Genomic DNA, 6,000 nt, shown 5'->3' with positions numbered 1-6,000 from the left:
TGAGGCACCTTATCATCCAAAGTTAAGCCAATAAACCAGCGATAAGCCGTATTGACTTCAATCTCTTTAATAGTTTGGCGCATGGAACGGATCCCATAGAAACATTGGATAAGAGGGANTTTGATGAGCATTACAGGGTCAAGACTGGGACGACCATTATCAGAACTATAGGTGTCTTCCACTAAATCATAGATGAAGTCAAAGTCAATCATGGCATCCACTTGACGAAGAAAGTGATCTTCTGGGACGAGCTGGTCAAGCGTGTAAAAGCCATATTGATTACGGTTATAATCTGGTTTTTCTTTGTGAAACATAGCAACCCCTCACAAGCGTTTTCTTTTATTATACTCCTAAAATTGGCAAAAAGCCCTTAGAAATAAAATTCTAAGGACTTTGTCTTCAATCTGAAACGAAGTATTGATTACTTCGTTTTTTTGGTTATAGTAAAATTTCTTCACGTGTTTTTTCGTAAGAATTTACAAATCGGTCTGTAACGCCTGGTTCAACCGTCTCTAAGGCATAAGAGATTTCTTCAAATGAGCCTTGGTAATCATAATCCTGTTCGAAGAGTTTCAATGAATGTTCAAAACTACTTTGAACACCTGGTTCGAAACTACGATAACGATTTGAATACTGGAGCAACTGCTCTGTTAAGGCTGCATTTTGAACGACACGATAAGTTGTATCTTCTAGCATATCCAATGAAGATGTTGCAGACTCAGTCATACGTGCAACGGTTTCAACATGAATACGACCACGACTCAGCTCTTCCATCAAGGCTTCTAACTGAGCACTTGCCGTAAAGAAAACACTTAAAAATTCTTGAGGAATACCTGGCAAATGACGTTTTTCCATATAACGTTTAATCATATGAAGTTTATTAATATAGTAATCTAACTTTTCACGTGCTGTTGCTTCTATACGTTCCACTGACTCCAATTCTTCAGCCACTTCTAATTGAGAATTTTCGATTCGTGCCAATGTTTTCAAGGCTTCTTCCAAACGTCCTTCAAGCAATGAAAATGGTTGTTCTTGCTCTTCAAGATTGATAACATCTGGCAAAACTTTCTCTTCGATAATATCAAGCTCTTCAGAAAAATGGCGAATATTAACGCCTTGACCATCATTTAAGATGTATTTTTTAGACAGACGATTCAACTCATTATTAAGCTGCACATTGTTGGCTTTTGCATGAGCTAGATAATCAGGAATAATCTTGCTATTTTTTACAACTTTTCCATGAGCTTCAATCTCACGTTCAAAAATATCATAAAGTTGATTGATACGCTCTTGGATATTCTCATTATCTTCGTTAGCTTGATCAAGATCTAAGCTAATCAAACCATTCGACGTTGAGCGAATAGAATCACGGATATTTTGGAAACGAATTTCGATATTTTTTTCTTTAAAGTGATAATTCTCTTCAAGAAGTCTCGCATAACCACTTTCTAAATCGTCCAACTGATCAGGAAAATCATCTTCAAGTTTAGTAACGATGGCAGGAATTTTTTCAGAAATTTGCCCCAAAGCAATCGTATGTTCTTCTGCTTTATCTAAAAGTGCTGCCGCTTCCACAGGATCACCTGAAGAATTAAGTGTCACAAATTGTGAAAATTCTTTCTCAATATTCTTAAGTTGCTTTTCAATCTCAGGCATGGTTGTACCGTAGTTGTCACTGTTTTCATTAATGGAATGTTGTAACTCTTCGTACAAGTCCAGTGCATGCTTGACACGCGCACTGTTTTTTTCCTCTTGTGCTTTTAAAATATCAAGAGCTTCTCGAATAGCTGCAATATCTTCACGAATTAACGCTAATTGACTTTCAACTTTATCAATTTCTGATTTTGCTTTAAAGAAATGGAAGGTATCATTAAGATTTTCGGCATCAAATAATTGTTTCTCAATTTCTTTTAAAGAATTTGATGCGATGTCATCCCATTTTTGCTGCCACTCTCTAAAATTTGCCTGACTTTGACCAATCAGATGAAGTGATTTTACTTCTTCAATTTCAGTAACAACTGGTAATTTTTCAATTTCTGTTTTTTCTTGAACGAGTTTTGCGATTAGTGAATCGTTCCTTTTTCGTATTAACACGGCGATAAGATAAGCAACAATCACTAACACAACGACTGCTACTATCACTAGTACTATTCCGCTCGACATGTATTTCTCCTTAGTAATCTTCCTTTTGTAAGCATTTTAGCATAACGATTATATCATACTTAAAAGCTCTCTGCACCTCTTTTTTACTAGGCTATGACCTAGATATCAAGCGTACTGTAAACAGCGTTTTCTTCGATAAACTCACGACGGGGCTCAACACGATCGCCCATTAGCATATCAAAAATTTTGTCTGCTTCTGCAGCATCATCAACTGAAACTTGTGCCATTAGACGATTTTCAGGGTCCATTGTTGTTTCCCAAAGTTGATGGTCATCCATCTCACCAAGACCTTTATAACGTTGGATAGAAGGTTTTGAGCGCCCTTGACTGTACTGCGCAAGTGCCTTTTTCAATTCTTCTTCCTGATTAACACCTGGTTGGATGTAAGCTTTAATATCACTGCCAACTTTTACACCGTAAATTGGTGGTTGAGCAATATACACATATCCTGCTTCCAGTACTGGACGCATAAAGCGATATATCAAGGTTAATAGTAAGGTACGAATATGTGCTCCATCAACATCCGCATCAGTCATGATTACCAATTTTTGGTAACGAGCTTTTGAAACATCAAATTCTGCACCAAAACCAGTTCCCATAGCTGTAAAGAGACTTCGAATTTCTTCGTTGGCTAAAATCTTATCCATAGTCGCTTTTTCAACATTAAGAATTTTACCACGAATTGGTAAGATGGCTTGGAATTCACGATTTCGACCAGATTTAGCAGACCCTCCAGCAGAGTCCCCCTCAACAATAAAGAGTTCGTTTTGACTAGCATCATTTGAAGAACAGTCTGCTAATTTACCTGGTAAGTTAGAAATTTCCAAACCAGATTTCTTACGAGTCACTTCACGCGCACGTTTTGCTGCAATACGAGCTTTAGATGCTAAAATCCCTTTTTCTACAATCTTACGAGCAACTTGGGGATTCTCTAATAAGAAACGATTGAAGGCTTCACTAAAGAGACGATTTGTAATTTTAACAACTTCAGAATTTCCAAGTTTTGTCTTGGTTTGACCTTCAAACTGAGGATTTGGATGTTTAACAGAAATAACAGCTGTCAACCCTTCTCGAACATCATCTCCAGTTAAGTTATCGTCTTTTTCTTTAAGAATATTATTATGGCGTGCATAATCGTTAATAACACGCGTCAAAGCGGTTCGAAAACCTTGCTCATGAGTTCCACCTTCATGAGTATGAATGTTGTTGGCAAAGCTCATGATTGTTTCGTGGTATGTCGTTGTGTACTGCATAGCCACTTCAACAGTAATACCATCCATTTCACCATCAGTAAAGATTGGGGTATCAAAAATGGTATCTTTGTTCTCGTTGATATACTCTACATAGCTAGCAATACCGCCTTCATAATGGTATTCCTTACTCGTTTCCATGCCTTCACGTTTATCTGTGATGGAAATACGCAAACCTTTGTTCAAAAAGGCTAACTCTTGGACACGCTTCGCTAATTTAGCATAATCGAACTCAATTGTTTCGGTGAAAATTTTTGGATCTGGTGTAAAATGAACAGTCGTTCCTTGTAAATCGGTTTCACCAATAATAGCTAAATCATCAACCACGACTCCACGACGGTATTCTTGATAGTAAATTTGACCATTTTTATGAACTTTAACATCGAGTTGTTTAGACAAAGCATTAACAACAGACGAACCAACACCATGGAGACCACCAGAAACTTTATAGCCACCACCGCCAAATTTTCCTCCAGCATGAAGGACCGTAAAGACTGTTTCGACAGCTGGACGACCTGTTTTTTCTTGAATATCAACCGGAATACCACGACCGTCATCTACAACGGTGATAGAGTTATCTGGTTCAATAAAAACTTCGATGTGACTAGCAAATCCTGCCAAAGCTTCGTCAATAGAATTATCCACAATTTCCCAAACAAGGTGATGAAGTCCTTCTTTTGAAGTTGAACCAATATACATCCCTGGACGCATACGGACAGCTTCTAATCCTTCTAAAACTTGGATCTGACTAGCATCATATTCACTGGCTTTATTTTGCAAGTCTTTTAATTCTTCTGTCATTTGCTACTCTTTTCTGTCATTATGGATTAAATAAAATTGCTTGTTTTACGATGTGTTTTCGCTCATCCTAGTCATGTTATTACAAATAACAATAGACAAGCGACCATAAGCTACATTATATCATAATTCTTGCTATTTTACTGTATTTTTAGCAAGAAAAAAGAAGCTGATATTCTGTCAGCCTCTCAAAAGTATCTCATGTATTTATGACTTAAGGTTACAGGTTCTGAAATCTTTTGAAATGAAGTCAGAAACTATTAATCCACCAACCTGCTATAACGTTTTTCTCTTGCTTCTTCTCTGTGAATTTGATTTTGATAAGCCATGGATAAGACAAGACCAACGCCGATTAAGTTAGAAATAAGGGAACTTCCTCCCTGTGAAATAAACGGTAAGGGAATCCCTGTGAGTGGCAGGATGCCAATTGCTGCTCCAATATTTTCAAAAATATGAAAGAGAATCATCATGATAAAACCAGCAGAAATGTAGGTATAAAATTGATTGTTGGATTCTAATGTGATAATAATCATACGATAAATGAGTAGGAGATAAAGTGCTAATGTCACCGCTGCGCCAAAGAAACCAAAATCTTCTGCAATAACAGTGAAAATCATATCGCTCTCTCTAACAGGTACTGATAATTCGACAACTCCAAATCCCTTGCCAAAGACGCCACCGCTTCCGATAGATAACATGCCTTGAGTTTGTTGGTAAGCAATACTTGTCGCAAAATCAAATGGTTTTAGCCAGGCAGATATTCGGTTAATTTGATAGGTATCCATGCCCATATGATATAAAAACTCACGTCCGGGTTCCCACAGAAAGACTAAGAGAAAGATGACCAATGACATCATGCTAATAAGAAAGACGCTTAAAACAATTTTCCAGCTAATACCTGATAAAAAACTCATCCCAACAAAAATGGCTAAAAAGACCATCGCTGTTCCCAAATCTTTTTGCAAACCTAGCAGAACTAGGACTGGAAGGGTAAGCACTGAAAAGACCGCTAGTAGTTTCAAATCATTTTTAATGGTTTGTTCTGGATAACGTCCATGAAACCACAAGGCTGATTCTGCCAGTATCAATATATAAGCTATTTTCATAAACTCTGAAGGTTGAAATAAGGTAGTGTTGCCAATTGTAATCCAGTTTTTAGCTCCGGTTGATTCTACTAATAAGGGGCTATAAAAAAGCAATGGTAAAACCATCAACCCTAATCCAAGCAAATATAAATACGGACTAATCTTCCATAGGAACTCCGTATTAAACAGCATGACAACAAAAGCAAGTGTTAGACCAATAATAACCCAAGCTCCCTGCTGCAACATGACTTGAATGACTTTGTTAGGATAATCATTGAATGTTGCGATGTAGATAGAAACAAAGCCAACTACTAATAATAAAATAACAGGTATGATTAAGGCAAAATCAATCCGTTTATTAATTGCGTGTTTCAAGTTTTACTAAACCTCTTCTTGCTTAAAGTGCTTTTAATTATACCACGAATTCTTGTTTTTGGAGTGAATTCACTTTAAAGAATTATAAGAATATTCGCCTCCTAAAATCACAATAGCCCGTTAATCTAAAGGCAGCGAATTCTTCTAAAAATTTATAATCGAGTAGGAGCTAATCTTTACCCCCTCTCACACCAACGTTCATGCTGTTTGGCACACAGCGGTTCAATTAACTGTTAACACATGTCTTTCTAAGTAGAAATCTAAACAGCCAACCAGTCCCCATCAAACGAGGACTGGTTTTGTTTCCCCTTCCGCTCCCCGCTACCTCA

At 37.2% G+C, this 6,000-nt stretch carries 4 protein-coding genes; all 4 read right to left on the bottom strand.

Annotated elements, in window-relative coordinates:
* Positions 1-314, bottom strand: a 314-nt coding sequence (locus tag A3IA_RS0108880; RefSeq protein ID WP_018380971.1) for an IS1182 family transposase, incomplete at its 3' end; no start/stop codon positions are given.
* A gap of 124 nt (positions 315-438) precedes the next feature.
* Entirely contained in the window at positions 439-2,163 is a 1,725-nt protein-coding gene (gene ezrA, locus A3IA_RS0108875; protein ID WP_018380970.1) for a septation ring formation regulator EzrA, read from the bottom strand.
* Between the two features lie 98 nt (positions 2,164-2,261).
* Positions 2,262-4,214: a DNA topoisomerase (ATP-hydrolyzing) subunit B gene (gene gyrB / locus A3IA_RS0108870; RefSeq protein ID WP_018380969.1), complete on the bottom strand. Its 1,953-nt coding sequence runs from the start codon at positions 4,212-4,214 to the stop codon at positions 2,262-2,264.
* 257 nt (positions 4,215-4,471) lie between these two features.
* Complete coding sequence (locus A3IA_RS0108865) at positions 4,472-5,671, bottom strand: FtsW/RodA/SpoVE family cell cycle protein (protein ID WP_018380968.1); 1,200 nt, start codon at positions 5,669-5,671, stop codon at positions 4,472-4,474.
* Between the last annotated feature and the right edge of the window lie 329 nt (positions 5,672-6,000).

Origin of the sequence: Streptococcus thoraltensis DSM 12221, assembly GCF_000380145.1 — a bacterium.
Taxonomy (GTDB): Bacteria; Bacillota; Bacilli; order Lactobacillales; family Streptococcaceae; genus Streptococcus; species Streptococcus thoraltensis.
The sequence above is the reverse complement of the archived record's forward strand: the minus strand, read 5'-3'. Positions and strand labels throughout refer to the sequence as shown.